General features: G+C 38.6%; 25 protein-coding genes and 1 CRISPR repeat array. Of the genes, 16 read left to right on the forward strand and 9 right to left on the reverse strand.

From position 1 onward, the window contains the following. Nucleotides 1-46: 46 nt before the first annotated feature. The 4 genes from ASE01S_RS15480 to cbpB all read right to left on the reverse strand — a co-directional run bounded on the left by ASE01S_RS15480 (nt 47) and on the right by cbpB (nt 4,648). Nucleotides 47-676 carry a DUF998 domain-containing protein gene (locus tag ASE01S_RS15480; RefSeq protein ID WP_083512031.1) on the reverse strand — a complete coding sequence of 210 codons (630 nt, stop codon included), beginning with the start codon at nt 674-676 and terminating at the stop codon, nt 47-49. A 277-nt stretch (nt 677-953) separates the two neighbouring features. Then, a complete protein-coding gene (locus ASE01S_RS05995; protein WP_067839852.1) occupies nt 954-2,072 on the reverse strand; it encodes an N-acetyldiaminopimelate deacetylase in 1,119 nt (372 codons plus the stop codon). Between the two features lie 94 nt (nt 2,073-2,166). After that, a CRISPR array of direct repeats spans nt 2,167-3,067; the repeat unit is 32 nt; unit sequence ATTTCAATCCACGCACTCATGTAGAGTGCGAC. 326 nt (nt 3,068-3,393) lie between these two features. Further along, the gene (gene dapD / locus ASE01S_RS06000; protein ID WP_067839855.1) at nt 3,394-4,116 is read right to left on the reverse strand and encodes a 2,3,4,5-tetrahydropyridine-2,6-dicarboxylate N-acetyltransferase; all 723 of its coding nucleotides are present in this window, start codon (nt 4,114-4,116) and stop codon (nt 3,394-3,396) included. A 73-nt stretch (nt 4,117-4,189) separates the two neighbouring features. Next, nucleotides 4,190-4,648, reverse strand: a complete 459-nt coding sequence (gene cbpB / locus ASE01S_RS06005) for a cyclic-di-AMP-binding protein CbpB (RefSeq protein WP_067839859.1) — start codon at nt 4,646-4,648, stop codon at nt 4,190-4,192. A 362-nt stretch (nt 4,649-5,010) separates the two neighbouring features. On the opposite strand from cbpB, the gene ASE01S_RS06010 reads away from it, so the two are divergent. After that, on the forward strand, nt 5,011-5,463 hold the full coding sequence (locus ASE01S_RS06010; protein ID WP_067839862.1) for a YkyB family protein: 453 nt from the start codon (nt 5,011-5,013) through the stop codon (nt 5,461-5,463). 54 nt (nt 5,464-5,517) lie between these two features. Here the strand turns inward: ASE01S_RS06010 and ASE01S_RS06015 are convergent, their stop codons facing one another. After that, nucleotides 5,518-5,826 (reverse strand): hypothetical protein, encoded by a 309-nt coding sequence (locus tag ASE01S_RS06015; RefSeq protein ID WP_067839866.1) that lies wholly within the window; start codon nt 5,824-5,826, stop codon nt 5,518-5,520. 73 nt (nt 5,827-5,899) lie between these two features. Between ASE01S_RS06015 and ASE01S_RS06020 the strand changes: the two genes are divergently transcribed. Continuing rightward, the gene (locus tag ASE01S_RS06020; protein WP_067839869.1) at nt 5,900-7,057 is read left to right on the forward strand and encodes an aminotransferase class I/II-fold pyridoxal phosphate-dependent enzyme; all 1,158 of its coding nucleotides are present in this window, start codon (nt 5,900-5,902) and stop codon (nt 7,055-7,057) included. Between the two features lie 140 nt (nt 7,058-7,197). Here ASE01S_RS06020 and ASE01S_RS15485 read toward each other — a convergent pair whose 3' ends face one another. Then, nucleotides 7,198-7,359, reverse strand: coding sequence for an aspartyl-phosphate phosphatase Spo0E family protein (locus tag ASE01S_RS15485; RefSeq protein WP_083512032.1), 162 nt, complete (start codon nt 7,357-7,359; stop codon nt 7,198-7,200). Between the two features lie 164 nt (nt 7,360-7,523). Between ASE01S_RS15485 and lepB the strand changes: the two genes are divergently transcribed. The 9 genes from lepB (at nt 7,524) to spoVAE (ending at nt 14,456) form a co-directional block, all read left to right on the forward strand. Continuing rightward, entirely contained in the window at nt 7,524-8,045 is a 522-nt protein-coding gene (gene lepB / locus ASE01S_RS06025) for a signal peptidase I (protein ID WP_067839872.1), read from the forward strand. A gap of 67 nt (nt 8,046-8,112) precedes the next feature. Then, nucleotides 8,113-9,258 carry a zinc ribbon domain-containing protein gene (locus ASE01S_RS06030; RefSeq protein WP_067839875.1) on the forward strand — a complete coding sequence of 382 codons (1,146 nt, stop codon included), beginning with the start codon at nt 8,113-8,115 and terminating at the stop codon, nt 9,256-9,258. 16 nt (nt 9,259-9,274) lie between these two features. Then, nucleotides 9,275-10,405 carry a S1C family serine protease gene (locus tag ASE01S_RS06035; protein ID WP_067839878.1) on the forward strand — a complete coding sequence of 377 codons (1,131 nt, stop codon included), beginning with the start codon at nt 9,275-9,277 and terminating at the stop codon, nt 10,403-10,405. Nucleotides 10,406-10,482: 77 nt separating this feature from the next. Further along, nucleotides 10,483-11,235: a hypothetical protein gene (locus tag ASE01S_RS06040; protein WP_067839882.1), complete on the forward strand. Its 753-nt coding sequence runs from the start codon at nt 10,483-10,485 to the stop codon at nt 11,233-11,235. Between the two features lie 21 nt (nt 11,236-11,256). Then, on the forward strand, nt 11,257-12,003 hold the full coding sequence (nfsA, locus tag ASE01S_RS06045) for an oxygen-insensitive NADPH nitroreductase (protein WP_067839885.1): 747 nt from the start codon (nt 11,257-11,259) through the stop codon (nt 12,001-12,003). Nucleotides 12,004-12,160: 157 nt separating this feature from the next. Further along, nucleotides 12,161-12,610 (forward strand): YhcN/YlaJ family sporulation lipoprotein, encoded by a 450-nt coding sequence (locus tag ASE01S_RS06050; protein WP_067839888.1) that lies wholly within the window; start codon nt 12,161-12,163, stop codon nt 12,608-12,610. A gap of 26 nt (nt 12,611-12,636) precedes the next feature. Continuing rightward, nucleotides 12,637-13,095, forward strand: a complete 459-nt coding sequence (gene spoVAC, locus ASE01S_RS06055) for a stage V sporulation protein AC (RefSeq protein ID WP_067839891.1) — start codon at nt 12,637-12,639, stop codon at nt 13,093-13,095. Beyond that, on the forward strand, nt 13,095-14,105 hold the full coding sequence (gene spoVAD / locus ASE01S_RS06060) for a stage V sporulation protein AD (RefSeq protein ID WP_067839894.1): 1,011 nt from the start codon (nt 13,095-13,097) through the stop codon (nt 14,103-14,105). The genes spoVAC and spoVAD overlap by 1 nt, the downstream gene beginning before the upstream one ends. Then, nucleotides 14,106-14,456: a stage V sporulation protein AE gene (spoVAE, locus tag ASE01S_RS06065; protein WP_067839897.1), complete on the forward strand. Its 351-nt coding sequence runs from the start codon at nt 14,106-14,108 to the stop codon at nt 14,454-14,456. Between the two features lie 751 nt (nt 14,457-15,207). Here the strand turns inward: spoVAE and ASE01S_RS06070 are convergent. The 3 genes from ASE01S_RS06070 to ASE01S_RS06080 form a co-directional block, all read right to left on the reverse strand. Beyond that, a complete protein-coding gene (locus ASE01S_RS06070) occupies nt 15,208-16,188 on the reverse strand; it encodes a zinc-binding dehydrogenase (protein ID WP_067839900.1) in 981 nt (326 codons plus the stop codon). A 39-nt stretch (nt 16,189-16,227) separates the two neighbouring features. Beyond that, nucleotides 16,228-18,006 (reverse strand): M3 family oligoendopeptidase, encoded by a 1,779-nt coding sequence (locus ASE01S_RS06075; RefSeq protein ID WP_067839903.1) that lies wholly within the window; start codon nt 18,004-18,006, stop codon nt 16,228-16,230. Between the two features lie 497 nt (nt 18,007-18,503). Beyond that, on the reverse strand, nt 18,504-18,962 hold the full coding sequence (locus ASE01S_RS06080) for a DUF6884 domain-containing protein (protein ID WP_067839906.1): 459 nt from the start codon (nt 18,960-18,962) through the stop codon (nt 18,504-18,506). 431 nt (nt 18,963-19,393) lie between these two features. Between ASE01S_RS06080 and ilvD the strand changes: the two genes are divergently transcribed. The 5 genes from ilvD (at nt 19,394) to ASE01S_RS06105 (ending at nt 26,342) form a co-directional block, all read left to right on the forward strand. Further along, nucleotides 19,394-21,061, forward strand: coding sequence for a dihydroxy-acid dehydratase (gene ilvD, locus ASE01S_RS06085; RefSeq protein ID WP_067839909.1), 1,668 nt, complete (start codon nt 19,394-19,396; stop codon nt 21,059-21,061). Between the two features lie 440 nt (nt 21,062-21,501). Next, the gene (gene ilvB, locus ASE01S_RS06090) at nt 21,502-23,226 is read left to right on the forward strand and encodes a biosynthetic-type acetolactate synthase large subunit (RefSeq protein WP_067839912.1); all 1,725 of its coding nucleotides are present in this window, start codon (nt 21,502-21,504) and stop codon (nt 23,224-23,226) included. Then, entirely contained in the window at nt 23,223-23,747 is a 525-nt protein-coding gene (gene ilvN, locus ASE01S_RS06095; protein WP_067839915.1) for an acetolactate synthase small subunit, read from the forward strand. The genes ilvB and ilvN overlap by 4 nt, the downstream gene beginning before the upstream one ends. Before the next feature lie 65 nt (nt 23,748-23,812). Then, nucleotides 23,813-24,844, forward strand: coding sequence for a ketol-acid reductoisomerase (gene ilvC / locus ASE01S_RS06100; RefSeq protein ID WP_067839919.1), 1,032 nt, complete (start codon nt 23,813-23,815; stop codon nt 24,842-24,844). Next, nucleotides 24,831-26,342, forward strand: coding sequence for a 2-isopropylmalate synthase (locus tag ASE01S_RS06105; protein WP_067839923.1), 1,512 nt, complete (start codon nt 24,831-24,833; stop codon nt 26,340-26,342). The genes ilvC and ASE01S_RS06105 overlap by 14 nt, the downstream gene beginning before the upstream one ends. The last annotated feature ends 18 nt before the right edge of the window (nt 26,343-26,360 follow it).

Consider the following 26,360-nt stretch of genomic DNA (forward strand, 5'->3'; position numbering starts at 1 on the left):
CTTTTTTTATCTCAGATTCTATTCATTTAAGTTATAGAATGGTTATCTAGCTTTTCTTAAATCCCCTGAATAGATACAACCCTAACACAGCATTAAAACCTGTAGCTGCAAAAACACTAAAACGCTCTGGAATACCAAAATACTCTTGCGGTACAACTACAGTACCAATTGCTCCGGCAAACATAGACAGTAATGCTATAGTTGCCCACATAGCTAAAGTTCGATATGATTTTTCACGATAGCCACCTACCATAATAACCACTAAAGAAATAATTGAAAGGAGTACGACTAGTATGGTAACCACGTACACATGCATTATATCTTGAAAAGCCTCAGCTTTTCCGCTATCTGAGAGTGGGAACATTGCGTAACCAACAGAAGATATCCAGTTCATAGCCGCAAATAAGTATATACCTAATCTCAACATCTTATTTAGCTTTTGCTGGATGAAAATACAAACAGCCATGATTGAAACAATACCACACACATTATACAAACTTGCGAGTTGTATCCAAAGCATCCTTGACGGTGCGTTAGTTGCACTCAAATCACTAACCGCTTGCGCCATCCAGTTATAGTTTGGATAAGCTAATGGGCTGAAGATGACGGCAGCAGTGTAAGACAGCAAGCTGATAGGTCCCAATATACCTAACCAATTTATTAATGTCTTTTTCAATATCGTAAACTCCAATTCTCAAAATTAGCTCAATCGTGCTAGAACCACCTGAATATCCATAAGATTATCACAACTGTGTGCATTCCGTTGTTAGTCTTACAGGGAGAAACAAGCTACCCCTTTCATTAACATACCGTCACTATTTGATTATGGACATATCCATAGTTAATAAACGGTTTCATCCTCTATAGACTTTCAATCTAGTAGATAAAACAAAGATGATCAAGTTCATTACACTTTGATTATACATTTAAACTGATTGAATAAGTCTAATCAATTATATGTGACGAATCGTTTTTTCAACAACCTCTACCCCTACTGCAAGTGCTCGTTCATCGGGACTGAGCATACTATGATGGAGACCGTAAGCAGAGTTAACACCTAGCCAAAACATGAATCCTGGAATGTCCTTTAAAAAATAGCCAAAGTCTTCTCCAGTCATAGCCTCAGAAGCTTCTACCCAATCAAATTTGGTTTTTGACTCAATAATTTGCTTAAAATCTTCCACATATTTAGCCGTATTAAAGACTTGATAATAGTTTGATCCATAGTCAATGCTAATTTGACAGTGATGACTTTGTTCAAAGCCTTGAGCAAAAGCTTCAATTGTTTGTTTAATTTTATCAATAACATCGGCATTCCCCGTTCTAATCGTCCCTTCAATACGTGCATGCTCAGCAATCACATTTTGAACTGTTCCTGCTGTAATTTTACCGATTGTAATTACAGCACTTTCAATCGGATCAATTTTTCGACTAACAACCTGTTGCAATTGGCTGACATAAGAGCTTGCAGCTACAACCATATCATTGGTCAAATGAGGATAAGCAGCATGACCACCTTTACCCTTAAAATCAAGAAATAATTCACTAGTATTAGCAAATAGCATTCCTGCTTTAGAGGAGATTGTTCCAACTGGCAACTCCGGTGCAATATGCAAAGCAAAAATGAGATCAGGTCGAAAGGACTTAAAAGTAGGAGAGTTTAATAATGGCAGTGCTCCTCCCGGCCCTTCTTCTGCTGGTTGAAAAATAAAAACAACATCATCATTGATAGGATTTTCAGCTAAGTTAGCTAATACACCTAATGCAATCGTCATATGAAAGTCATGTCCACATGCATGCATATAGCCATCATGTAACGATTGATAAGGTAGGCTTGTTTCTTCTTTAATAGGAAGTCCATCTATATCGCAACGGAAACCAATTGTGCGCTTAGGATTTAATCCTCTAACCTTGACAAGTAAGCCCGTTCGCCATTGTTCAATAACAAGTGATGCTGCAGAAAACGTTTTAATTGTCTTTATCAATAAATTTTGTGTTTTTACTTCATTAAAACCCGTTTCTGGTATTTGATGGAGTGCTCTTCTAATCTGAATTAATGAATCAATATTCACGTTATACCTCCCCTAATTTAAAAATAAAATAATTGCTTTACGGACATGTAGAGTGCGACAAGCAACTGGTGTTCCTAAATCAACACTATACCATATTTCAATCCACGCACTCATGTAGAGTGCAACCTGGACAATTTGGTGTTTTAAAACGATATGGAGTTATTTCAATCCACGCACTCATGTAGAGTGCGACCGTCCAATGCTTCGATTTCCCCGCCGAAAAAGTCACATTTCAATCCACGCACTCATGTAGAGTGCGACTGTATTGGCTTCGGGCGTTAAGAAATCGGCATTGATTTCAATCCACGCACTCATGTAGAGTGCGACTTTGGTATTTATACAGGATTCGCCAATACATTCTTTATTTCAATCCACGCACTCATGTAGAGTGCGACAAAAGCTAACCTGCACCCACAGATTAGCGAACTATATTTCAATCCACGCACTCATGTAGAGTGCGACGTTTCTTCGAGAGAAAGTAAAGGGTGGAGTCAAAGGATTTCAATCCACGCACTCATGTAGAGTGCGACAGTAAAAAACATGTATTTGAAAAATGCTATTGAAATTTCAATCCACGCACTCATGTAGAGTGCGACTCACGCTGGACAGTCTAGTATAACAAATAAAGATTGATTTCAATCCACGCACTCATGTAGAGTGCGACATCAGAAGTTTAGTGGAGTATGAAGTTCAACATAAATTTCAATCCACGCACTCATGTAGAGTGCGACTTGACTATCCCAGGTCGAGCAGTACCGGCAGTTAATTTCAATCCACGCACTCATGTAGAGTGCGACGATCAATTCATTGCCGCTATCAACCAATCTTTAAATTTCAATCCACGCACTCATGTAGAGTGCGACATTCGCGTTTAGAAATAATCGTGATATAGCAACTGATTTCAATCCACGCACTCATGTAGAGTGCGACGGAGACCGGGTCGGATTGAAAGTAATGCGATTAATTTCAATCCACGCACTCATGTAGAGTGCGACAGCGTTTTTTCCTAAAAAATAGAAAAAAAGCCACTCTTTTAAAACAAAATAGCTGTTTCTCTTTAAGAATACTTGTTTTTTAAGATTATGACAATACAAAATTTTACAAATTAAACATAACTTTTGGTGCGGATCCCCTAGGAATTTTATGTTCGCTTAGGGTTCGCACCAGTGCTTATCTTAATTTTAAATGGATTAATTTAATATAAATACTTAACCTAAACAGAGATTTGAGACGAAATGAATCCCCTAGTCTATCCTAACACAATGAACCTTACAAGAACTAAAAAACAGGAGAGCAGTCTCTCCTGTTTTTAAAATTGCTTTTATTGGTCACCTAGATTTCTAAGTGCATGCATAATCTCAGTCTTTGATTTAGTCTGATCATCAATTTCTTTGATAACACGAGCTGGAGTTCCAGCGACAACAGTATTAGCTGGGACATCTTTGGTAACAATTGCACCAGCAGCTACAACTGCACCTTTACCGATTGTAACGCCTTCTAAGACTACAGCGTTCGCTCCAATTACAACATCATCTTCAACGATAACTGGTTTTGCTGATGGTGGTTCAATAACACCTGCAAGAACCGCACCAGCACCAACATGACAGTTATTTCCAACAGTTGCACGACCGCCTAATGTTGCGTTCATATCAATCATCGTACCTGATCCAATTACAGCACCGATATTGATCATAGCTCCCATCATAATAACAGCATTATCACCAATCTCAACTTGATCACGAATGACAGCACCTGGCTCAATACGGGCATTAATTCCTTTTAAATCCAATAAAGGAATAGCCGAATTACGGCGGTCATTCTCAATAACATAGTCATCGATTTGATCCTTGTATGTATCTAGTGATACTTTAATGTCTTTCCATTCCCCAAATAACACACCCGTTTTGTCCTGAACAAAAGCTTGAATGTTATTGTCAAAATCCAACTTATCTAAACCTTTTCCCTTAACATAAACTTTCACTGGTGTTGACTTCTCACTATTTGAAATGAACGCAATAATCTCATTAGCATCCATCATTTTCATTTTAGAATCCCCCTTGTATGTTCGTATGCTTTACTTTATCAAATCAATACTGTGTTTGACAAGCATAAAAATACTATCTACCATCATAAAACAAATCTTTATTAACGTGAATGTATTTATTCAACTGCTTTAATATTTCCCTACGTGTAACAATACCATCAAAATATCCCTCTTGGTTAACAACACAAACAAATGGGTGGTCCATAACAGCTTTTAAGCACGTTAAAAAATGGTCAGACTTATTTAGACAAGGTGTATTTGTAATCATCACGCGTTCAACCGTAATATCTGACAAACGTTCTAGCTCAAATCGCTCTAGTCCAAGAATTTCATTTAAAATCGTGTTCTTGCCAATAATTCCTTTGAAACGGTATTGTATATCTAGAACTGGTACAGCCGAGTAACCGGACTTAACTAGAATTAACAACGCATGTTCTAGTGGGTTATTCAATTGCACATGTGCTACTTTCTCGGATGAAATCATTAAAGATTCAGCGGTTAATTGTAATAACGGTAATGCCTTAATATTCATATGCCACTCCCCTTAGCGAGCAGTTGAAGGCAGATGTTCACGTTTAGACTCAATTACAGTTTATCATAAAACAGTATTAAGACAAATGATTTCACATCGTTAAAGGCAAAAATTACTTTTAACCGCTTATTGACTTAATTTTAATTATATCCCGGATTAATTGTACAAATATTCCGTTAATTACATGCTTAATTCCTCCTTTTTCTGGTTTCTTCCATTAAAAAACTAAACGTTAATCCAAATATCCAATCGGTTCTAGGGAATAAAATTCTATGTAGGGATAGTTTTAACCAACTATTCATGCTAGAATAGATACATCTATAATGTCCTACGGCTTGATCTTAAGAGGAGGTTAACTTTTCGTGAAATATGAGATCAGTGAAATCGCTAAAGCGATCTTTATTATTAATCGACATGCTAAGACTGCGCTAAATCCAAAGGCATTGTATAAGATGAAAAAACAGGCGATAGAGAAGTTATTAATTGAACGACAAGCAAGAAAAATTGGTCTTCATTTCTCTGAACGCCCGAAGTTCAGCAGACAGCATTCCACAGTCCTTGTTCAAGTTGATCAATATTATTTTCACATCCCACCAAACAAACAGGATTTTAAAGATTTTAAGCATTTAGGTGATTTAGATCATACATTTCGTAATCCAAAGACAAAAATGTCCCTAACACAAGCTAAGCGTATTATTTGCAGCTATCTAGATATCCCTTTTCAAACAGAAGTAAAGCAGAAGCCGTCTTACTATACATCCTCATCGCTTGGCAGATGGAATTATTCTTATCACGATCAAAAAAGACATAGATAATCTATGTCTTTATTTAAAATTGACAATAGCACAGTAACAAAAAAACAGAAAATACTAGGATTTAAATAGCTTTTTTACCAAAAGTCTTAATGTCAAGGTGATTGCTGCAAAGCTAAAGGCATAAAGATGAAGCTGATTATTAAATGTAATCGATTGACGTAAGTATAAGTTAAATAGATAATACACAATAAAAAACGTTAAAATAAAGGTTAAACATGTCTCTAATTGTTTCTGTGATAAATAATGGACAACGGGCTTAACCAGTATAAAGATAATAAAAATTGAAATCAACAACAATCCGAATTGAAAAACTTGGTCCGATATCCCAAGGATAAGTAATTGTTGATAAATTCTATTAAACATAGCATCTCCTCCTAATACCAAGGATGACCAATAACGTGATCAATCATACTTAAAAAAACAAAAGGAGAACATAATGGAAAAAGTGATTAATGAAACCGTGCGTAATATTGAAATATCCGGAATCAGAAAATTTTATAATCTAGTAAGCAGTCGAGACGATATTCTATCTTTAACGATTGGTCAGCCTGATTTTAAAACGCCAGAGGCTATTAAAAAGGCAGCGAATGAAGCCATTGCAAACGACTTTACGACTTACACTCCCAATGCTGGCATGCCTTCATTAAGAGAGGCTGTGGCTAATTACTTTAATACTATTGATCAGGTTAAGTTAACTCCAGAGCAAGTCATCATAACGGTCGGAGCATCCCAAGCAATTGACATTGCCTGTCGCACCTTACTTAATCCAGGTGATGAAGTGATTTTGCCAGATCCTGTATACCCTGGATATCAACCCCTGATTGAGATGGCAGGTGCCACAGCTAGATTAGTTGATACCCGAGAATCTAACTTTAAGCTAACGGCTAACCAAATCGAGCGCAACATTACCAATAAAACAAAGTGTGTCATTATCCCATATCCATCTAATCCTACTGGTGTATCCTTAACCAAAGACGAGTTATATGCCATCGCTGAAGTTATTAAAAAGCATAACCTATTTATTATTTCAGATGAAATCTATAGCTCACTGACATATGATTGTGAACATTATTCAATCGCTAGATTTGAACAAATTAAAGATCGAGCACTTATCATCAATGGCTTGTCGAAATCTCATGCTATGACTGGCTGGCGTATCGGCTTTTTGTTAGCCCCGACATGGCTCGTTCCGCACTTAACAAAGGTTTTGCAATATAATGTATCTTGTGCTAGTTCGATTAGCCAGCATGCAGCTCTTGCTGCTGTAACAGTTGCGAAAGATGATCCAAAAATGATGCGTAAAGCTTACAATGAAAGAAGAGACTATGTTTATAAGCGGCTAACAAAGATGGGCCTTGACGTGATTAAGCCTGATGGAGCATTTTATTTTATGTTCCGCTTATTTGATCATCGTCCATCACTAGAAGTCGCACTAGACTTATTAAATAATGGTAAGCTTGCATTGGTACCCGGAGATGCATTTGGCGCGGCCGGTGATGGCTTTTTACGACTGTCGTACGCTTATAGCATGGATACATTAATGGAAGGGTTAGACCGTTTAGAACGATATTTAAACATGGAAATCAAGCGTTAATCTAATGGCTGAAACTAAAGATCGTTTGCATTCTACCAAATTCGCGTAAAAAGTAAATCATCTGACCATATCGTTTCACCCATTTTGATCTTTTTCAAAAAGCAAAATAAGAGCATCACATATATAGCTGTGATGCTTTGTTATTTTTTCCATCCTGTTATGCGGTTATATAGATTTAAAAGCTCATCCAGCTCGCGACTAATCAATATTGATTCTTTACTAGAATACCCCTTGGTAGTAGCAACCTCGATCATACTTTGTCTTAATTGTTCAATTCTCTCTAACAGATTTGATGTATCCAATCGAGTTACCTCCATTTCTATCATTAAGTATATTTTAACATATTTAACCACATTTAGATACTATAAAGATCGTTTTGTTATATTACAGCTATGACTTCTCTCCTATTTCCTTTGAGTTTATGATAGAATTAAGAATAAAGAATTTGAGGAAGGGTTTTTATCATATGCAATGGCCATCAAGAAAGATTTTAAAACTGATTATTTGTTCGATAACTGCTCTTTTGCTTATTTTGATCGTAAAATCACTAATCCTTTCGACAGCGAATGTTGTTGTAGGTGACAGCATGGCCCCTACAATCAGAGATGATCAATGGATCATAACCAATCGCCTCATCTATAAATTTGATCAACCCCAGCGTGGTGATGTGGTCGTCATTGAATTAGAGGAAAAAACCTATATAAAGCGAATTATAGGTTTACCAAATGAGTCAATCGAAATTATTGATCAACAATTATATATTGATGGGATTCCGTACACTCAATCTTTTATTACAGATGCCTCAAGCTTCAAAACACATGACGTTCCTTTAACAAAGATACCGGATCACCATTATTACGTTATCGGAGATAACAGACGAGTCAGTCGGGATAGTCGTAACTCACTAGGGTTTATTAATGAAGCAAATATTATTGGTCGAGCTGAGTTTATTATTTACCCAATTTCTGACTGGCAAGCGATCTATTAATAGTTTCTTTTGATGAACTAGCAATCACTACCCTATTGCAATAATATAAATTTAATGGAGGAACATCATGGCTTATTGTCCATACTGTGGTGCAAAGGTGTATCATGACGAAGTATTTTGCCCAACATGTGGTGATAAATTACCACAAGATATAGAAAAGCGAATCGAACGAAAACAATTCAAACTGAAGCATTTAAAATTACCAATGATCGTTGTCTCAATGTTATTAATTATTTTTGTTAGTCTAGTCTGGTATAGCTTTGATCAGAAGACTAGAGCTCAAGTCTACTATAAGCAAGCGGAAGAACACTTACTGGTCGAAGATTATTCGTCAGCACGATTAGAAATTGAAAAAGCCTTAAATGCCCGTCCTGTTTTCCCGAGTGCACGTGTTATCCAACAATTTGCACAATTTGCACTCGATACCATGACTGCTATTGAAAACGAGGCTAGCCAGCAGGAGCAACTTCAGATTATTCTTCAAGCTAAGCTTGAATTGGAACACTATGAAGGGGAAGTTGCCAATCTATTTTCTAATCGACTTTATCAGAAACAAACGGAGCTACAGCTTGATCTTGCTAAACAAAAAATTGCAGATGAGCCTGATGTAGAGGATTTGCCAGCGATTTTATGGGAAATCGAAGGCATCCAAGATCCTGAAGCATATGAGTTAGCACGTGTTATTCGAGAACAGATCAGTGCCCATACGGCCAACCAAGCTAATACTTTTTTACAAAGTAATCAATTCTCCAAAGCTCGAACCACTGTAGAAAATGGACTTTATTATGTCGCGCATGACGAAAAGCTCCAGAGCTTGTTGGCCACGATTGAAAAAGAACATAAGGCATTTGAATCAGCTTTAGAAGTTCGAATGGAGCAAGCAATTACGGCATACGAGGAAGAAACCAATATTAATCAAAATGATGCTGTTACTGTCGTAAATACTGAAATTACCGATAATGAACAAGGTCATCTTATCATAAAAGGTGAGATTAAAAGTGTTGCTACTGTTCCTATTCATGCTATCCAAATACACTACAGCTTACTTGATCACAAAAAAAATGTCATCAAGGAAAATGATGTTTATGTTTATCCAGACACTCTTTACCCTAGTGAATCTGGTCAATTTGATCAAACTTACTTTGATGAAGATTTGATTGATCAAGTAACAGAAATTCAAATAGACTCGATTACATGGTTGCTTGAAGAATGAGATTTGAGGTATTGATATGACAAAAAAAAGAAAAAAACTATGCTTAATGCTTAATCTTGCTATCTTAATCATTGGACTTGTAATAAATTATCGTGTCTATATCTATTATCGCCATCAAGAATTAAGTATTGAGACAGACATGCTCAATTATGATCCAAATACAGCGTCTGGACTCGACATACAGACAATTATTCACGAAGCTCAGAAAAATATCGTCCAAATTAATGTCGATACGGGTCAGTCTGATCGGATTGGTTCAGGTTTTCTTTATAATACTCGTGGAGATATTATAACGAATGCCCATGTTATTGAAGATGCTAAAACTATCCATGTTACCATGTCAAATACAGAGACGTATCCAGCTGCTATAGTGGGGATTAGTGAAAATAGAGATATTGCCGTGATTCGAGTACCTCAGCTAATGAACCAAACACCCATTGAGTTAGATACATCTAAACAATTACTGGTCGGTTCTGAAATCATCGCAGTAGGTAGTCCGCTCGGTTTCCAAAATTCAGTTTCAATCGGCATTATTTCTGGAATTGACCGATCATTTGATATCAATGCATACAGTTATGAAAATGTCTATCAAATTTCCGCCAATATTACCCATGGAAATAGTGGCGGTCCTTTAATAGATCGAGAGACTGGAAAAGTAGTCGGCATTAATTCAGCAGGTATTGAAGATAGTGAAATAGGCTTTAGCATTCCCATATATTCTGTTATTGATGAAATAACCGAGTGGTCTACTTCTGTTTCAAATGCCCAGCTAACCTTTCCAAACACAATGACGAGATCAAATCAAAATTTAGATAAGTTTGAAGAAGATGCTATCTATTTAATGCAATATTTTATTGAAAGCATTGCTATACATGATTATATTAATGCCTATGCCTTAATCGGTAGTGAATTACAAGGAGAAATGGATTACCCTAACTTTAGAAGTCGTTATTTACAGATTAGGAATATCAGTATGACTGATTATGAAGTAGTAGAAATGACCAATCAAATGGCAAATTTCCAAAGTACGGTCGAACTGCAAACTACCGATGCTGGTGAACCTGAACAAGTGTTGGTTAACTTTCAAATCGGTTATGAAAATGATCAACTCAAAATTTTACAATACGAGCAAAATCAGAATCACTAATGATGGACCCTATTAGGTAACAAATCAGATAGATCAAGGATAATTAAATCATGTATTTGAAAAGGAGAGAATTTCTATTGTTTGTTCGAATAGTATCGATTTTAATAGTTAGCTCAATATTTCTAGTTGCTTGTAATAGTAATCCCCCTATTATTAAGCAGGAAATCATTGAACCCCAAGTTGAGGAAAGTGTTGAGCTAATTGAAGAAGAGCCCGATTTAGCAGACCAAGATGATGAAGAAGACATCAGTGACATGCAACAATTTATTGAATTCACCTTAACTGATCAACAAATTTCGTTACATATTGATCAGATACCGATTTTATCAAATTTTTTAGCTCAGCACTCCAATAGAAGAGCTGCCATAGAAGATATGCAATTAACTCAAATTGCTGAGGAAGGACTCGACTCTTTATTTATATTGAGCTTTGCATGTAGTGATAATGGTTGTTCTTATCTCTTATTAAATACTGAAACAGAACAATCCATTCTACTTGCTGATGATGCACAGATAAGTCAAATGCTCCCTTCACCTGAACAAAATAAATTACTGATTATTTTTGAACGTTATGCCAATACTCAGGCAATTAACAAAATGGTTATATTCGATCTGTTATCATGGACAGATAGTCAGCTAGCAACAGATAATCCAGAACTATTACCAGTTAACAAATTTCGCTGGCCCATTTATGATGCAAATTGGTTAGATGATTCAACAGTAGAAGTTGAAATTGCCGATATTGAACAACCTAGTAAAGATCTGCTGAAGGATTGGTATGAAGCTGAAGAACAGCTATTAAGGACTGAAATAATTACAATAGTAGAATAAACGTTAGGAGAGATCCGTTCAATGAATGAGACAATAAAAACCATCGTTAACCATCGATCAATTCGAAAATTCAAGCCAAAACAGCTAAGTCAAGAAGAGATTGATACAATCATTCATGCTGCTAGCTATGCTTCATCATCAAGCTATTTAATGGCTTATTCTATTATCGGTGTTACCGATCAAGATAAGAAACAGGCATTGGCTAACATCTCTGGTCAGCCCTATATTGCAGAAAATGGACATTTTCTAATTTTTTGTGCAGATTATCATCGTCACATGCTTCATGCTTCTAATGAGGACAAAGAGCTGATAGCAAATAATGTTCAGAGTACAGAATATTTTATGATTGCAACAGTTGATGCTACAATAGCAGCTCAGAACGCCGCTCTTGCAGCCGAATCACTTGGACTCGGCATCTGTTATATTGGTAGTATTAAGCGTGATATGGATAAGATCGACGAGTTATTTGGTCTACCTGATCACGTCATTCCATTATTTGGACTTGCGATTGGCTATCCTGATGAAGAGCCTGAGCAGAAGCCGAGATTACCTAAGGATGCTGTTTATTTTGAAAATCATTATCCTACTGATCAAAACCAAGCTGAACGGTTAACAGAATTCGATCGAACTATTCACACATATTATCAAACGCGTACAACAAATAAGCGCTCTGATCAATGGACTAAACAAGTGATTAAACATTTAAAAAATCCACGCGGTGAACGCCTAACACCTTATATTAAAGAAAAGAAATTTAACACCAAATAATAATCATGGAGCTGACCAATCTCTGGTCAGCTTTTTACTTTTTGGTGTTAATGTCTATCTTCCCCATCTACTAGTCATCTCGCCCTGTGATTTTTTTTGTATAAAAACCTATTTTCTTCAAACGATAACTTCAAGACTTTCTTTCGAGGTGATCAAGATGACTAGTAAAAAGTATCCATATATGATCTACTTAGCTTTGTTTGCCGTTCTTTTAGCAGCCTGTTCAACCGGGCAATCGTTAGAACACCAGACAGAAGACCAGCTTGGTGCTAGGCAAATGAATTATGCTGGTTATCAGCAACAGCCACTCAACCAGCTCGTTTTAGATCATTTCGACAGTGTTGCCGAAGTGACGAGTATCATGAATGATGAAGAACTTATTATGGCGATAAAGGCAAGGCAGCTTGATCAATTTAATGAGCAAAAAATTGCCAAAGATATTGAGGATTTTATTAAGAAATCAGATGATACCGTAAAGCCCATTGTTTCTTCAGATTTAAAAATTTTTATTGAGATTGATCGCTTAAAATACGACCTTGCTGACCGGAATATTAGTAAAGATGAGTTTGATCAATTATTTAAAGAGCTTAAAGCTCTAACCAAATAAATTTGGAATGAAATGAGGTAGAAGTCATGTTAAATACGACAAAATCAGATTATAAGCAACTGGCGTCAAAATATGAAACGAAGCGGCCAATCTGGGAAAATTGCCTTCGAGCTTTTGTCGTTGGTGGTCTAGTTTGTGCCTTCGGTCAACTAATTAGTTTTTTCTATATGTATTTCTTTGATTTTACCGAAGAAACAGTCGGAGACCCAACTGTTGCAACCATTATCTTTATTACCATGATTTTAACAGGCTTTGGTGTATACGATAAAATCGCTCAATTTTCTGGCGCTGGTACAGCAGTTCCAGTATCAGGATTCGGCAATGCAGTTATATCAGCAGCTATTGAACATCGCTCAGAGGGATTTGTGCAAGGAGTTGGTGCGAACATGTTTAAGTTAGCAGGGTCTGTTATCTTATTCGGTGTTTTTTCTGCCTTTGTCATTGCGCTAATCAAAACAATCTTGATTCAATTAGGAGTGATTTGATGTTAGCAGGAAAACAAAGCTGGATATTTCAAAACCGACCAGTCATTAGTGCAACAGGTACTGCAGCTGGACCGTTTGAAGCAGAAAGTAAAATTGCTGATCAAATTGACCTATTACATAATGATTTATACATGGGTCAACCTAGCTTCGAGCAGGCACATCAGCAATTAATAGAAGATGCAAGCAAACTTGTTGTTCAAAAAGCAAAGCTCCGCTTTCAAGATATTAATTTTTTTATTAGTGGGGATCTAATTAATCAAATGACTCCAACTAACTTCGCAGCACGCATGCACCGGATCCCGTTCTTAGGTATGTTTAATGCTTGTGCTACTTCAACGGGAAGCTTAGCATTAGCGGCCTTAATGGTTGATAGCGGTAGTGCCAATTATGTTTTAACTGGTGCTGCTAGTCATAACGCAGCCGTTGAAAAACAATTTCGTTATCCGACCGAATATGGGGCACAAAAACCGCCAACTTCTCAATGGACGGTAACCGGATCAGGATTTGGTCTAATTAGTGATCAAGGTACAGGACCCGTCGTCACACGTGCAACCATTGGACGTGTTGTTGACCTTAACCAAACGGATCCGCTTAACATGGGGGCAGCAATGGCTCCAGCAGCTGCCGACACAATTATCGCTCATTTTCAGGATCATTCCTTATCACCAGATTATTATGATCTTATCGTTACAGGTGATTTAGGTGAAATTGGTCGTTCTTTAACCCTGCAATTATTGCAGGACAGTCAGATGAATATTAATGAACAGCAATTTATCGATTGTGGTCTTTCTATTTATAACCCAGAACAAAATGTTTTTGCGGGTGGGAGTGGTGCAGGGTGCTCAGCGCTATACTTGTACAGCCATTTGTGGCAGGCTCTAAATAATAAGGAATTAAATCGAATCCTTGTGATAGCAACAGGTGCTCTGCTCTCACCTTTATCTAGTTCACAGAAACAAGCCATACCAGTAATTGCACATGCTGTTGCGATTGAAAGCGAGGGGATATAAATGGTCTTTCTATGGGCATTTTTAGTTGGTGGTACCATTTGTCTAATTGGACAAATTATAATGGATGTATTTAAAAAAACACCAGGGTTTACCTTAAGTTTCCTTGTCGTGGCTGGTGCTATTCTTGATGGATTTGGCTTATATGAACCACTGGTTGACTTTGCTGGCGCTGGCGCAACCGTGCCGATTACCAGTTTCGGAAATTCTCTTGTCCATGGTGCCTTACAAGAAGCAGAAAGAAGCGGGCTTATTGGTGTAGTAACAGGGATGTTTGAAGTAACAAGCTCAGGTATTTCTGCTGCAATCATTTTTGCCATGATTGGTGCACTCATTTTCAAGCCAAAAGGTTAAACCATTCACTCCATTCAGCAGCAGTGTCATTTCTAGGTAGTGAGGTGAACGTCTATTTGTCTTCTGCGATTTCAGGGGGCAAACCGGCTCAATCAAGTTAAAGCCTCCAGCAGAAGCGACAGATTTTAAGCTGAATTTGTCAAGCGAAGCTCGATAAATCAGGGCGCAAAGACACCAAGGCGCATTTGGTTTAGGTTTCTAGATCAAACATTTAGTCAAATTTTTTGAATTCATCATTAAGCAGCTAATAAAGAGGCTTGGACTTGGCCAGTTGAGACTTTTCCTACCAACCATAATAAAGTGAGCTTTCGTTCAGTGGGGGTTTCAACGCATGGGATATGCTCGTGCAGACATTACGACACGACGTCGCGAACTTAGTCAGACTCCTCTCTCCCCCACTGAACATTAGTTGAACCAATCGGGCCGTTAATGGCTGTTGGATCGTCCACTTAGACATGACGTGTTCCCTTATTTCTTGAACTGGGAGGATTACAAAAGCCCTTCGATGGGGCGAGTAATCGCAGCCCCAACCAGTTACACTGCGATAAATCACTAGCCAGAGAAACGGACCGGATCAAAACGCCCATTCTCTGGCTATACTCCTTAATATTTTGCGTTTTTCAAGTCTCTGACTCCAAGCTTTCCTTAGCTAAAAAGGCAAAAAACAATTAACGTTCCCTTTTGGCTCTAGATCTCGTACAGCCCACATTTAAATTCAGGTATGCCACAGTATAAAAGTTGGAATACCCGATTATGGGAAAGTAATTGAGATTTTACCAAATTGTTGACCATTACTTAAGTAGGTCAATGCTTTTTCAATCTCATGAATAGGATAGCTTTTATCAACTACTGGTTTAATGTTATGCTCTTCAATAAAGGCTAGCATTTCTCTTAGCTCTTCTCTACTCCCTAATGTCGTTCCTAAAATTTGCTGTTGAGCGTAAAAAAAGCTTCTGACATCAAAGGTGACCTCATCCTCTGTGGTAGCACCAAAGGTAACAAATCGACCGCCCTTCTTTAAAATCGATAGACTTCTAGCAAAAGTAGCTTGTCCGACACTATCCACAATTAAATCAATTTGTTCATTCTGTAATTCCTTTTCCCAATCGGAATCGGTTGATATCGCCCGATCCGCACCTAATTGTAGTGCTTTTTGGCATTTAGATTCGGAACGTGATGTAACAATGATCCGAGCACCGACAGCTTTAGCAAATTGAATAAGGTAAGTGGCAACTCCACTCCCTGCTCCAGGGATAAATACCGTTTGCTTGGGCTTGATACACCCTTTTGTAAATAAGGCACGGTAGCCTGTTAGGCCTGCTAAAGCAAGGACACCCGCCTCTTGCCAATTTAAATTCGAGGGCATCGGCTCAAGATAGGCTTCTTCGACAAGATAATATTCAGCAAAAGTCCCATGATCAGGGTAGCCCACAATATTGAGGGTTTCCGGTGATGTCTCAGCATTGGCTATCCAGCCAATACCAGGATTTACAATAACTGCATCTCCTTCTTTAAATCGTTTGATGCCGTGACCAAATGCCTCGACAATCCCAGCTCCGTCTGATCCGAGAACAACTGGATCCTCTTGATAACCTCGACGCTCTTTAATCATTAAATCACGACGATTGAGACCAGCGCTTTTTATCCTGACTAATACTTGCCCTTCTTTAATGATGGGGCGCTTCAGATCAATCAATGCTAAACTATCTTTTTGATGGACAAATGCTTTCATGATTTTTTTGCTCCCTTCGTGGCGAATAGGCCAAAGGCGTTATTCGGTCAATTGTAAAAATAACGCCACATCCTCCTTACATAAATCTATCGCACTTTGCCAAAACTCCGCTGATTGCAAATCAACATTTAAATGCTTGTGAGCAAGCTGCTCTACAGTCATTCGACCAGTATCTTGAAGTAAGCCATCATAAAAATCAGAGAAGCTTTTAGGATCTTTTTTAGCAAAAGCGTAAATACCGAGACTGAATAAATAACCAAACGTATACGGAAAATTATAAAACGGAACATCTGTAATATGAAAATGTAGCTTGGAGGCCCAAAAAAGCGGATGGTATTGTCCAAGTTGATCTCCATATGCTTCTTTCTGCGCTTCCTCCATTAACTGATTCAATTTTTCTGTAGAGACATAGCCATGCTTACGTGCCTCATAAAAGCGCGTCTCAAATAAAAATCGGGCATGAATATTCATAAAGAATGCCAGACTTCTTTGCACTTTTTCCTCAACTAGGGCTATCTTTTCTTGGTTACTTTTAGCATTTTCTACAGCTGCATCCGCTACCACTAATTCGGCTAAGGTAGAAGCTGTTTCAGCAACATTCATCGCATAATCCTGATTTAATGGATCCAAATCGTCCATCACATATTGATGATAAGCATGACCAAGTTCATGAGCTAACGTGCTTACACTAGAAGCAGTGCCAGCGTATGTCATAAATATACGTGTTTGTTTACTATCAAGAAAGCTGGTACAGAAACCACCAGGACGTTTCCCAGGACGGTCTTCCGCTTCAATCCATGAAGCTTCAAAAGCTTTGGTAGCAAAGCTTGCCATCCGCTCACTAAATTTACCAAAATGGGAGACAATTTGTTCAGCAGCTTCTTGGTAGCTAATCTCTTTCGTATCCTTGAAAACTGGTGCTTCAAGGTCATACCAAGCTAGTTTTTCGACATGAAGAAGCTGAGCTTTTCGCTCTAAATATTGATAAAAGGCAGGCTTATTCTTAGTAATCGTATCCCACATAGTGGTTAACGTCTGCTTGCTCATACGGTTGTATGTAAGCGGCTCTTTAAGTACATCATCCCAACCACGGTGCTGGTAGACATGAAGTCTGAAGCCTGCTAAATGATTAAGCGTTTCTGTCATTAATTCGGCTTCTTCCTGCCATGCCTGTTCAAGCTTAGAAAAGGCTAGCTCACGGACTGATCGATCAGAATGATCTAATTTATTATTAACTTGTCCAACTGATAAACTCGCTCCCTCCCATTCTATAGTCATTTTACCTACAATCGTATCATACATTTCTTCCCAGGCTTGATAGCCGTCAATGCCAAGATCTGTTATTAATCCTTCCTGCTCTTCAGAAAGCTTGTCTTGTGCATGGGCACGATATTCATTTAACACAAAAGAAACTGATTGAATACTGGGGTGACTAGTCAGAGCCTGCCACTCTTTTGCTGGGATTTTGGCTAAGGCAAAACTAAAGCTATTTGTTAGCTTATCAAGTCTTGCACCTAGTTGTGCCCGTTTGGTTAACAAAAGCTTTGCTTGTTTATCCTTGACATCTTGTGCTGTTAAACAGCTAACAAAAGAAGCTATTTCATGAACAGATACGACCGATTGTCTTAAAAAGTTGAGCAATTCTTCAAAGTCATCAATCAATACTTGAGTTTGACTTTGTTTCAAATCAACTAGGCACTTCTCAAGCTGATCCAACCCCTTCTCTGCTTCCTTAACATATGAATTTAACTCATTAGACTGACTCCCGCCTTTAAAAATACTGTCTAAATCCCAAACCATAGAAAGATTTCGTTTCATTACTACCCTCTCCCTTCTAGATTAAATGCGCCTTGGCGTATTGCACCAGATTTTATCAAGCTTCACTCAATAAATGGCCGTTGAAAATCTGTGACACCTGCCTAAGGCTTTACTTTTTTACTTTTATTCAGCCTAGGTTTGTACCCGACTGAATGGAGGACAAATAAGCTCACCACTTTTAGATGCAAAAAAACTTCTGCTGAATAAAGTTAATTTTTATCGTAGTGTAACTGGCTGGGGCTGCGATTACTCGCCCCATCGAAGGGATTTTGTAAGGCTCCCCCTTCAAGAAATAAGGGAACATGTCATGTCTAAGCGGGAGATCCAACAGCCAGTAACGGCCCGATTGGTTCAACTAACGTTCAGTGGGGAGAGAGGAAGCTGACTAAGTTCGCGACGTCGTGTCGCAACGTCTGCACGAGTACATCCGTTGCGTCGTAACCCCCACTAAACGAAGATTCACTTTATTGTAACATATTTCCTTTATATGATGGGTCTTAATGAATCGACTTGTTGTTTACAATTGCCTGTTTTAAGCGTCTTTGCATATCCCCAATCCCTTTTGTCCCTAACAATGGATAGAATAACGGGACATTTGAGTTAAAGGTTCGATCAATAATCTTTTTATGCTTTTGACCAGTTAAGGCTATAATTTGATCATATTGATCTAATTTCTTTTGCTTAATTTGATTCATCAATGTTTGATGACTGATCACTAAATGTGTATTATTTGTTCTAAATGTAAGATCATAATTCCCTTTTATTATATCATTTTTTGAACAATAACCATACTTAGCTGACAATATTACCCAATCCGTGCAAAACTTCTCTGCGTATGCCCGTGTTAAGTGGTGTAGTACACCACAATAAGCTTCAGCAACCGTAACTGGACCTTTTGTAGGGTCTTTATCCCATATCTTCTTCTTCCCACAAGGGATAATCGCTAGTTGACGCATGATTAATCTTCCTCCCTGTCTATTCTTATTGTCCAAAGATTAGCTTGCGCTAATCATTTTAAGATGTCAACTATCTAAATTAAAGCCCTTCCAATCAGGATTTTTTAGTTCGTATTAAAAATTCAGAAAATTTTCACTAAACCTGTTGACCAATATAAAATTTGATTGTATGATTGTCGACAACTAATAAATTATTTTACTATTTAGACAATTAAAAAGCTTTATTTATAAGTATGTCTATTCAAAAATACCGGATTAGCAGTAAGCAGATTGAGACGGCGATGCGTTGATCAACGGAACGTATGCTTTTAAATACGTCAGTAGCATAAACGCGAGCCAACAATGAGATATCACGCTTATCATTTGGTCATTTTTGAACATCCTCAATAAAGCGATAAAGTCGTGTGATTGTCAAGGAAGGAGCATACAATATGAGAAGTGATATGATAAAAAAAGGTATGGACAGAGCTCCTCATCGCAGTTTATTGCACGCAACTGGGGTAAAAACAAAAGATTTAGATAAACCATTTATTGGTGTTTGTAACTCATATGTTGATATTATTCCAGGTCACAAGCATCTTAATAAGTTTGCTGAAGTTGTTAAAGAAGCTATTCGTGAAGCTGGAGGAATCCCCTTCGAGTTTAATACAATTGGCGTGGATGATGGGATTGCTATGGGGCATATTGGCATGCGGTACTCTTTGCCAAGTCGTGAAATTATTGCAGACAGTGCAGAAACCGTCATTAATGCCCATTGGTTCGACGGTGTCTTCTATATTCCTAACTGTGACAAGATTACACCAGGAATGCTAATGGCTTCGGTTAGAACGAATGTCCCTTCTGTATTTGTATCAGGAGGTCCAATGGAAGGTGGCGTGTCACCCACTGGCGAACACCTTTCTCTTGTATCGATGTTTGAAGGTGTGGGTGCTGTAAGTTCAGGAAAAATGACTGAAGCAGAATTAAAAGAATTGGAAACACTAGCCTGTCCAACCTGCGGCTCATGCTCAGGAATGTTTACCGCCAATTCTATGAACTCACTTATGGAAATGCTAGGGATGACAGTGCCCGGTAACGGCACCATTGTTGCAACTTCTGATGAACGTCATGATTTAATCTATCAAGCAGCACACCATCTGATGGACCTAATCAAAAACGATATTAAACCGAGAGACATTATTACCAAAGATACAATCGATGATGCCTTTGCTTTAGATATGGCTATGGGTGGTTCAACCAATACGGTTCTTCATACCTTGGCAATTGCTAATGAAGCCGGTATTGATTACGATCTAAAACGCATTAATGAGGTCGCCGAACGCATCCCCTATTTAGCAAAAATAAGCCCTGCTTCAGACTATACGATGCATGATGTCCATTTAGCAGGCGGTGTTAGTGCAATTATCCGTGAATTATGCCGTTTGGATGGAGCGATCCATCGAGATCGGATCACGATTACTGGCAAAAGTATCTATGAAAATGTGAAAGACCATAAAATTCTAAATGAGGCTGTTATACGGCCAATCGAAAATCCATATAGCCCAGTTGGAGGATTATCGATTCTACACGGGAACTTAGCTCCTAATGGTGCTGTCATTAAAGTCGGTGCTGTCGATCCTTCGATCAAACGTTTTGTCGGGAAAGCGATCGTATTCGATTCACAGGATGAAGCTCAGGCAGGTATCAATGATGGGACTGTAAAATCTGGTGATGTAGTTGTGATTCGCTATGAAGGACCAAAAGGCGGACCAGGGATGCCAGAAATGCTGGCTCCTACAGCTGCTATTGCCGGAAGAGGCTTAGATAAAGAGGTTGCCTTAATCACAGATGGCCGTTTTTCAGGCGCATCACGAGGGATCTCAATTGGGCATATCTCGCCTGAGGCTGCTGAAGGTGGTCCAATTGCTTTAATTGAATCAGGTGATGAAATTATTATTGACCTCCCTGCTCGTACCATAGAGCTAGCTGTCAGTGATCAAGAATTAGCAAAACGAAAAGCAAACTGGGTTAAACCAGAACCAAAAATTACAACGGGCTACTTAGGAAAATATGCTAAGCTTGTTACTTCAGCTAACACGGGTGGCATAATGAAATTCTAAAAAATAAATATTAGAAACACAATGATAAGAACAAAGGAATAAAACCTAGTGTATTAACAGAGAGCCGGGGTTGCTGGAAGCCCGGAAATACACTTTATTCTGACATCGTCTTGGAGTTACTGAGTTGAACGGATCACATCCCTTTAGATTCAGTCGGGTCAATCCGTACTGACCCGTTACCAAATTGAGCCAATCTTTGGCTTATTGAGGTTACATTCGTAAGAGTGTAATAAATCAAGGTGGTACCGTGAAAAGCATAAGATCTTTTCTCCCTTGCAATCCTGTAATCATTCATTACAGGTTATTCGTGGAGAATTGATCTTTTTTATTAGCTTTAAAATCAATGATTGACATGTGATCATCATCGATTGCTAACTTTCACTATAAATCTGATCTATTGGATTAACTTTGACTAATAACTAAAACAGGAGGAATTGATTATGGTAAAGTCAAAAGAAGAACAAAGTAGAACCATTACCCACCCACCAAAAACAGGGGCTGATTTGCTCATTGAGGCACTGCGTGATGCTGGCGTCGATACCTTATTTGGCTATCCAGGTGGAGCAGTCTTACCTATTTTTGATGCCCTATATAAGAAAAAGAGTTACTTTAATCAGGTCTTAGCACGTCATGAGCAGGGCTCCATTCATGCAGCTGAAGGTTATGCCCGCGTTTCTGGTAAACCCGGTGTTGTTATTGCTACGTCGGGCCCTGGCGCAACCAACCTTGTTACTGGAATTGCTGATGCAATGATTGATTCTTTACCATTAGTCATCTTCACAGGACAAGTGGCTCAAAATGTAATTGGAACTGATGCATTTCAAGAAGCTGATATTATTGGGATCACGACACCCATTACTAAACATTGTTATCAGCTTCGTAAGATCAGCGACTTACCAAGGGTTGTCAAAGAGGCCTTCCACATTGCAACAACTGGACGTCAAGGTCCAGTGCTGATTGACATTCCAAAAGATATCGCAGCTAATCCTTGTGCTGATTCATATGATAGTAGCTTTGAACTACCAGGCTACCAGCCAACGATAAAGCCAAATCCGTTACAGGTAAAAAAGCTAAAAGAAGCCCTTCTCGCATCTAACAAACCGGTAATTTTAGCTGGTGCAGGTGTCCAATTTGCGCAAGCCTCTGAGCAACTGATTCAATTTGCAGAGAAACACCAAATTCCTGTGGTCAATACGTTGTTAGGATTAGGCACCTTTCCTGGTGAACATGAGCTATTCCTTGGGATGGGTGGTATGCATGGAACGTACGCCGCTAATATGGCACTTTATGAAACAGACATGTTAATAAGTATCGGCGCACGCTTTGATGATCGTCTAACAGGAAACCTTGAGCACTTTGCTCCTTCTGCTATTGTAGCACATATTGATATTGACCCTGCTGAGATTGGAAAGAATGTTAACACACATATTCCCGTTGTCAGTGATGCTAAGTTTGCATTAGAAGAAATGCTCGATCAAATTGAAGAGACACCTGACTTTTCTGACTGGCGCACACATGTCTTTGCCAATAAGCACGATTATCCGCTTTGGTATAACCAACCTAAAGATGCCATGATCGGCCAATGGGTGACCGAACAGATTTATCAAGAAACCAAAGGCAATGCGATTGTAACCACCGACGTTGGTCAACATCAAATGTGGGCAGCTCAATATTATAAATTTAGTCAGCCAAATCGCTGGGTGACTTCAGGTGGACTAGGAACGATGGGTTTTGGTTTTCCAGCAGCAATCGGCGCTCAATTAGCCGCACCAAATGATACAGTTGTGGCAGTAGTCGGCGATGGTGGTTTTCAAATGACCCTACAAGAATTATCGATCCTACAGGAGCGTCAACTACCGGTTAAGATCGTTATTGTCAACAATGCTGCCTTAGGAATGGTACGTCAATGGCAGGAAAAATTTTATTCCGAACGCTTTTCTGAATCTATTTTCAGTATTCAACCCGATTTTGTTAAGCTTGCAGCGGCTTATCAAATTAAAGGAGTAAAAATCGAAAGCCCTGAGGAATTTAGTCAACAGCTTCCAGAATTGATTGCCTACAATGGACCAGTATTAATTGACGCACGCGTCCTACAACAGGAAAATGTCTATCCAATGATTGCTCCAGGTAAAGGCGTCCATGAAATGATAGGAGTGAAACCATGAAGCGAATTATAACAGCAAAGGTTAGAAATCGTAGTGGCGTATTAAACCGAATCACTGGCTTACTTCAAAAACGTCAATTTAACATCGAAAGTATATCTGTAGGTAGAACCGCATCAGAAGGAATCTCGCGAATTACCTTTGTCGTTGACGTCGAAGACTACCAAAAGCTAGAACAAGTCACTAAGCAACTCAATAAACAAATTGACGTGCTCAAAGTATCCGATCTTACCGATAAAGCAATTGTTGCAAGAGAACTCGCATTAATCAAAATCACCAGTAATGCACAGCTACGCACGGAAATTCAAGGTATCATCGAACCATTCCGAGCGAGTGTCATTGACGTTAGTAAAGATACACTCTCTATTCAAGTGACTGGAAAATCTGAAAAAGTTGAAGCTTTAATTGAATTATTAAAGCCTTATGGCATTAAAGATATTGCTAGAACAGGTGTTACTGCCTTTTCACGTGGTCAACAGCCACAAGCTAACTCAGACCAAGCACCATTTTCTTTACTCAATTAACTTTTAGTTAAATGTTTTAAACATTTACAAATACAAAAATAAAAAATGTGAGAGGATTGATTATTATGGCAAAAGTAGTATATAACAAGGACATTAATGAGGATATTTTAAAGGGTAAAAAAATTGCAATTATCGGTTATGGCTCACAAGGTCACGCTCATGCCCTTAATTTAAAAGAAAGCGGCTTTAATGTGGTTGTTGGTTTAAGAAAAGGTAAGTCTTGGGATAAAGCCTATGAAGACGGAGTTGAAGTCAAATCGGTAGCTGAAGCAGCGAAAGAAGCAGATATTATCATGGTCCTTCTTCCTGACGAATACCAGCCACGTATATATGAAGAAAGTATTAAGGATAATCTTGATGAAGGTAATGCCCTTGTTTTTGCTCATGGCTTCAATGTGCACTTTAGTCAAATTACACCACCTGAAAATGTTGATGTTTTCTTAGTAGCCCCTAAAGGGCCAGGACACCTTGTTCGACGGACTTATGAAGAAGGCGCAGGCGTACCAGCTCTATACGGTATCTATCAGGACTACACCGGAGAAGCTAAACAATTAGCACTCGCCTATGCAAAAGGAATTGGTGCAGGTCGTGCCGGTATTTTAGAAACTTCCTTCCAGGAAGAAACCGAAACAGATTTATTTGGTGAACAGGCTGTGCTTTGTGGTGGTGCTACTAGCTTAGTCAAAGCAGGGTTTGAAACTTTAACCGAAGCAGGTTATCAGCCTGAAGTGGCTTACTTTGAATGTCTACACGAGCTTAAGTTGATCGTAGATTTAATGTATGAAAGCGGACTTGAAGGAATGCGTTATTCCATTTCAGATACAGCACAATGGGGTGATTTCGTCTCTGGTCCACGTGTTGTTAATAGTGAAACGAAAGCACGCATGAAAGAAGTGCTAACAGATATTCAAACAGGAAAATTTGCTAAAGAATGGATCTTGGAAAATCAAGCAAATCGTCCTCAATTTAATGCTATTTATAAAGCAGAAAACAATCATCCAATTGAGAAAGTAGGTCGAGAACTCCGTGAGTTAATGCCTTTTGTTAAGCAAAAAGCCATTGCTAAGAAAGAAGTGATCTCTGATGACACAAATTAAGATTTTCGACACAACCCTTAGAGATGGAGAACAGTCACCCGGGGTAAACCTGAATCAGCTTGAAAAGCTCGAAATAGCTAAGCAGCTTGAGCGACTCGGTGTTGATGTGATGGAAGTGGGCTTTCCCGCTTCCTCACAAGGTGATTTTGATGCCGTTAAGAAAATTGCTGAGACAATTAAGTCTTCAACAATCGCAGCACTTGCACGTGCAAACAAATTAGATATCGATCGTGCTTGGGAGGCTATCAAAAATGCTGCTAAACCACGTATCCATGTATTTATTGCAACCTCCCCTATTCACATGAAAGATAAATTACGTAAAACACCTAAGGAAGTCATTGATATTGCAGTCAATATGGTGAAATATGCCAAGTCGAAGTGTCAAGATGTGGAATGGTCAGCAGAAGATGCTTCACGCTCAGAGCTTCCTTTTTTAGCGACCATTATTGAGAAGGTTATTGATGCGGGCGCAACAGTTATCAATTTACCGGATACAGTTGGTTATACGACACCAAAAGAATATGGAGACATGTTTAAATATATAAAAGAACATGTGCCCAATATTGACCAAGTAGATCTATCTACACATTGTCATGACGATTTAGGGATGGCACTTGCGAATTCAATTGCTGGCGTACAAAACGGTGCCACTCAAGTTGAAGGCACGATCAATGGTATTGGTGAGCGTGCTGGTAATGCCGCATTAGAAGAATTAGCCGTTGCATTTGAAATAAGGAAGAATTTTTACCCGTTTACAACACAATTGACGCTTAAAGAAATAAAACGGACCAGTGATCTTATTAGTAAGTTTACCGGTATGATGGTACCTGGAAATAAAGCGATTGTTGGCCGAAACGCCTTTGCTCATGAATCAGGTATCCATCAGGATGGGGTACTTAAAAATGCTCAAACTTATGAGATCATAACTCCCGCCCTAGTTGGTGTACAAAATAACGATCTTGTTTTAGGTAAGCATTCCGGACGCCATGCCTTTAAAGATAAACTCCAAAAACTTGGCTATAATTTAACCGATCAAAAGTTATCTGAAGCATTTGATGCCTTCAAGCAATTAACTGACCGTAAAAAAGAAGTAACAGATGATGACTTATTTGTAATCTTAATGGATATTCAAACAGATGTGTCAAATCGAAAACAGTATCAGCTCCGTTCATTTCAGGTCGATTATGATTCTGAACAGACACCTAGCGCAACTGTATCCTTGATTACTCCAGATGGTAAAGAAATTTCCAATAAGCACTCAGGCGCAGGAAGTGTAGAAGCACTTTATAATACAATTGAGTCTCTTATTGAAGAGGATATTCTGCTTACTGATTTCACTTTAAGCTCGATTGGCAGAGGTAAGGATGCTTTAGCTGAAGTCCATGTTAGCATGGAGGTAGACGGACGAACAGTAAGTGGTCGTGGCACCGCTCAGGATGTATTAGAAGCTGCTGTCTATGCCTTTCTCAATGCTGTTAATCGTATTTTTATTACTTAAAAAATGGCCTGATGGAGG

The organism is Amphibacillus sediminis NBRC 103570 (genome assembly GCF_001552275.1).
GTDB classification, from domain to species: Bacteria; Bacillota; Bacilli; order Bacillales; family Amphibacillaceae; genus Amphibacillus_B; species Amphibacillus_B sediminis.